Origin of the sequence: Mycobacterium sp. UM_Kg1 (assembly GCF_000972925.1) — a bacterium.
Taxonomy (GTDB): Bacteria; Actinomycetota; Actinomycetes; order Mycobacteriales; family Mycobacteriaceae; genus Mycobacterium; species Mycobacterium hiberniae.
In genome coordinates this window covers 1-4,933 of sequence record NZ_JRMK01000212.1, presented here as the reverse complement: position 1 = coordinate 4,933, position 4,933 = coordinate 1, and the positions used below count along the sequence as shown (strand labels likewise).

General features: G+C 70.7%; 1 pseudogene. It reads left to right on the top strand.

Annotated features, from left to right (window positions below):
• Window positions 1-15 precede the first annotated feature (15 nt).
• Window positions 16-4,933: pseudogene (locus tag LI92_RS19825) on the top strand (acyltransferase domain-containing protein); the annotation flags it as partial.

Below are 4,933 nucleotides of genomic sequence, written 5' to 3'. Positions count from 1 at the left end.
TGTGTATAAGAGACAGTGTCACTGGTGCACCTGGATCACGCGGCGCAGCTGCTCGCCGCGCTGCCGGCCGAGCCGGCCGAACTGACCGTCACCGCAACCGCGTCGGCGGCCACCGACACCGAGGTCGGCCGGGTCGTCCCGGTGTCGGTCACGGTCTGCGCGGCCGACGGAACCGAATTGGCCACCCTGGAAGAGCGGTTCGCCATCCGCGGGCGCACCGGCGCCGCGGAACTGACCGACCCGGTCCGGGCCGGTGGCGCGGTCTCTGACAACGCCACCGACACCCCGCGCCGCCGCCGGCGCGACGTCACCGTCACCGCACCGGTGGACATGCGGCCGTTCGCGGCGGTCTCCGGCGACTACAACCCGATCCACACCGATCGGGCCGCAGCACTGCTGGCCGGCCTGGAATCGCCCATCGTGCACGGCATGTGGCTCTCGGCCGCAGCTCAGCACGTGGTGACCGCCACCGACGGCCAGGCCCGCCCGCCGGCGCGGCTGGTCGGCTGGACGGCGCGTTTCCTGGGCATGGTCAAGCCCGGCGACGAGGTCGACTTCCGAGTGGACCGGGTCGGAATCGACCTGGGCGCAGAGGTTTTGGAGATCAGCGCACGGATCGGCTCGGATCTGGTGATGGCGGCGACCGCCCGGCTGACCGCCCCCAAGACCGTCTACGCGTTCCCGGGCCAGGGCATCCAGCACAAGGGCATGGGCATGGAGGTGCGGGCACGGTCCAAGGCCGCCCGCAAGGTGTGGGATTCGGCGGACAAGTTCACCCGCGACACCCTGGGCTTCTCGGTGCTGCACGTGGTGCGCGACAACCCGACGTCGCTGATCGCCTCCGGCGTGCACTACCAGCACCCCGAAGGCGTGCTGTACCTGACGCAGTTCACCCAGGTGGCGATGGCCACCGTGGCCGCCGCGCAGGTCGCCGAGATGCGCGAGCAGGGCGCCTTCGTCGAAGGCGCGATCGCCTGCGGTCACTCCGTCGGTGAGTACACCGCCCTGGCATGTGTCAGCGGTATCTATGAACTCGAAGCGCTGCTGGAGGTGGTGTTCCACCGCGGATCGAAGATGCATGACATCGTGCCGCGTGACGCGATGGGACGCTCCAACTACCGCCTGGCCGCCATCCGGCCGTCGCAGATCGACCTCGACGACGCCGACGTCACCGCGTTCGTCGCCGAGATCGCCGAGCGCACCGGGGAATTCCTGCAGATCGTGAACTTCAACCTGCGCGGCTCGCAGTACGCGATCGCCGGGACGGTGGCCGGTCTGGAAGCACTCGAGGCCGAGGTCGAGCGCCGCCGCGAGATCAGCGGCGGCAAGCGCTCATTCATCCTGGTGCCCGGCATCGACGTGCCGTTCCACTCCAGCGTGCTGCGCATCGGCGTGGATGACTTCCGGCGATCGCTGGAGCGGGTGATGCCGCGCGACGCCGACCCGGCATTGATCATCGGCCGCTACATCCCCAACCTGGTGCCCAAGCCGTTCACCCTGGACCGGGAGTTCATCCAGGAGATCCGCGACCTGGTGCCGGCCGAGCCGCTGGACGAGGTGCTCGCCGACTACGACACCTGGCGCAACGAGAAGCCGGCCGAACTGTGCCGCAAGATCGTCATCGAGTTGCTGGCCTGGCAGTTCGCCAGCCCGGTGCGCTGGATCGAGACGCAGGACCTGCTGTTCATCGAGCAGGCGGCCGGCGGACTGGGCGTGGAGCGGTTCGTCGAGATCGGTGTGAAGACCGCACCGACGGTGGCCGGACTGGCCACCAACACCCTCAAACTGCCCGAGTACGCCCACAGCACCGTGGAAGTGCTGAACGCCGAACGGGACGCCGCGGTGCTGTTCGCCACCGACACCGACCCCGAGCCGGAGCCCGAGGAGGAGGCGCCGGCCGAGGCGTCGGCAGAAGCCGGCCCCGCCGAGGCCGCCGCCCCGGCACCGGCCGCTCCGGCGGTGCCTTCCGGGCCGTCCGGGGGCCCGCGCCCCGAGGACATCGCGTTCGACGCCGCCGACGCCACCTGCGCGCTGATCGCGTTGAGCGCCAAGATGCGCATCGACCAGATCGAGGCCCTGGACTCCATCGAGTCCATCACCGACGGGGCGTCCTCGCGGCGCAACCAGCTGCTGGTGGATTTGGGCTCGGAGCTGAACCTGGGCGCCATCGACGGCGCCGCCGAGGCCGACCTGGCCGGGCTGAAGTCGCAGGTGACCAAGCTGGCGCGCACCTACAAGCCCTACGGCCCGGTGCTGACCGACGCGATCAACGACCAGCTCCGCACCATTCTGGGGCCCTCGGGCAAGCGGCCCGGCGCCATCGCCGAGCGGGTCAAGAAGACCTGGGAGCTCGGTGACGGCTGGGCCAAGCACGTCACCGTCGAGGTGGCGTTGGGCACCCGCGAAGGCTCCAGCGTCCGCGGCGGACCGTTGGGCGGCCTGCACGAGGGTGCGCTCGCCGACGGTGCGGCGGTCGACAAGGTGATCGACGCGGCCGTGCAGGCCGTTGCCGCGCGGCGCGGTGTCGCCGTGAGCCTGCCGTCGGCCGGCGGTGGCGGCGGTGCGACCGTGGACGCTGCCGCGCTGGGCGAGTTCACCGCCCAGATCACCGGCCGCGACGGGGTGCTCGCCTCTGCTGCCCGACTGGTGCTGGGCCAGCTCGGATTCGACGACGCCGTCAGTGCGCCGACGGGTGTCACCGACAGTGAGCTGATCGACCTGGTGACCGCCGAGCTGGGGTCGGACTGGCCGCGCCTGGTGGCGCCGGCGTTCGACGGGCGCAAAGCGGTGCTGCTCGACGACCGCTGGGCCAGTGCCCGCGAGGACCTGGTCAAGCTGTGGCTGACCGACGAAGGCGAGATCGACGCCGACTGGACCCGACTCGCCGAGCGTTTCGAGGGCACCGGCCATGTCGTGGCCACCCAGGCAACCTGGTGGCAGGCGCGGGCGTTGGCCCAGGGCAAGCAGATTCACGCCTCGCTCTACGCCCGGATCGCCGCCGGCGCGGAGAACCCCGGCAAGGGCCGCTACAGCGACGAGATCGCAGTGGTGACCGGGGCCTCCAAGGGCTCGATCGCGGCGTCGGTGGTCGGGCAGTTGCTCGACGGCGGTGCGACCGTGATCGCGACCACCTCCCGGCTCGATGACGAGCGGCTGGGCTTCTACCGCAGCCTCTACCGCGAGCACGCCCGGTTCGGTGCGGCGCTGTGGGTGGTGCCCGCCAACATGGCCTCCTACGCCGATATCGACGCACTCGTGGAGTGGGTCGGTACCGAGCAGACCGAAAGCCTTGGGCCGCAGTCGATTCACCTTAAGGATGCGCAGACCCCGACGTTGCTGTTCCCGTTCGCGGCACCGCGGGTCGCCGGCGACCTCTCCGAGGCCGGGCCGCGTGCCGAGATGGAGATGAAGGTGCTGCTGTGGGCCGTGCAGCGGCTCATCGGCGGATTGTCGAAGATCGGTGCCGAACGCGACATCGCCGCGCGGCTGCACGTGGTGCTGCCGGGTTCGCCGAACCGCGGCATGTTCGGCGGAGACGGCGCCTACGGCGAGGCCAAGGCATCGCTGGACGCCGTGGTCGCGCGGTGGAAGGCCGAGTCGTCATGGGCCTCGCGGGTCAGTCTCGCGCACGCCCTGATCGGCTGGACCCGGGGCACCGGGCTGATGGGCCACAACGACGTCATCGTCGATGCGGTCGAGGAAGCCGGCGTCACCACCTACTCGACCGAGCAGATGGCCGCCATGCTGCTGGATCTGTGCAGCGTCGAGTCCAAGGTGGCCGCGGCCAACGCGCCCATCGAGGCCGACCTGACCGGTGGCCTGGCCGAGGCGGACCTGGACATGGCGGAGCTGGCCGCCCGGGCGCGCGAGGAGATGACCGCCGAAGCCGCAGCCGAGGACGACTCCGCGGACGCCGGCACCATTGCGGCACTGCCGAGCCCGCCGCGCGGGCACACCGCGGCACCCGCGCCGGCCTGGGCCGACCTCGACGTCGACCTGGCTGACATGGTGGTCATCGTCGGCGGCGCCGAACTCGGCCCGCTGGGCTCCTCGCGGACCCGCTTCGAGATGGAAGTCGCCGGCGAGCTGTCGGCCGCCGGGGTGCTGGAGCTGGCCTGGACCACCGGGCTGGTCCGCTGGGAAGACGACCCGACGCCCGGTTGGTACGACACCGCCACCGGCGAGCTGGTCGACGAGGCCGAGCTGGTCGAGCGGTACCACGACACCGTGGTGGAACGCGTGGGCATCCGCGAGTTCGTCGACGACGGAGCGATCGACCCGGACCACGCCTCGCCGCTGCTGGTCAGCGTGTTCCTGGACAAGGACTTCTCGTTCGTGGTCTCCAGCGAGGCCGACGCGCGCGCGTTCGTCGAGTTCGACCCCGAGCACACCGTGGTGCGCCCGGTCCCGGACTCCTCGGACTGGCAGGTGATCCGCAAGGCGGGCACCGAGATCCGGGTCCCGCGCAAGAGCAAGCTGTCGCGCACCGTGGGCGCTCAGATCCCGACCGGGTTCGACCCGACGGTGTGGGGCATCAGCCAGGACATGGCCACCTCCATCGACCGGGTGGCGCTGTGGAACATCGTCGCCACCGTGGACGCGTTCCTGTCGGCGGGCTTCACCCCGACCGAGCTGATGCGCTGGGTGCACCCGTCGCTGGTGGCCAGCACCCAGGGCACCGGCATGGGCGGCATGACCTCGATGCAGACCATGTACCACGGCAACCTGCTCGGGCGCGCCAAGCCCAACGACATCCTGCAGGAAGTCCTGCCCAACGTCGTTGCGGCACATGTGGTCCAGAGCTACATCGGCTCCTACGGCGCGATGATCCACCCGGTGGCCGCCTGTGCCACCGCGGCGGTTTCGGTCGAAGAGGGCGTCGACAAGATCCGGCTGGGCAAGGCGGAGCTGGTGGTCACCGGCGGCTACGACG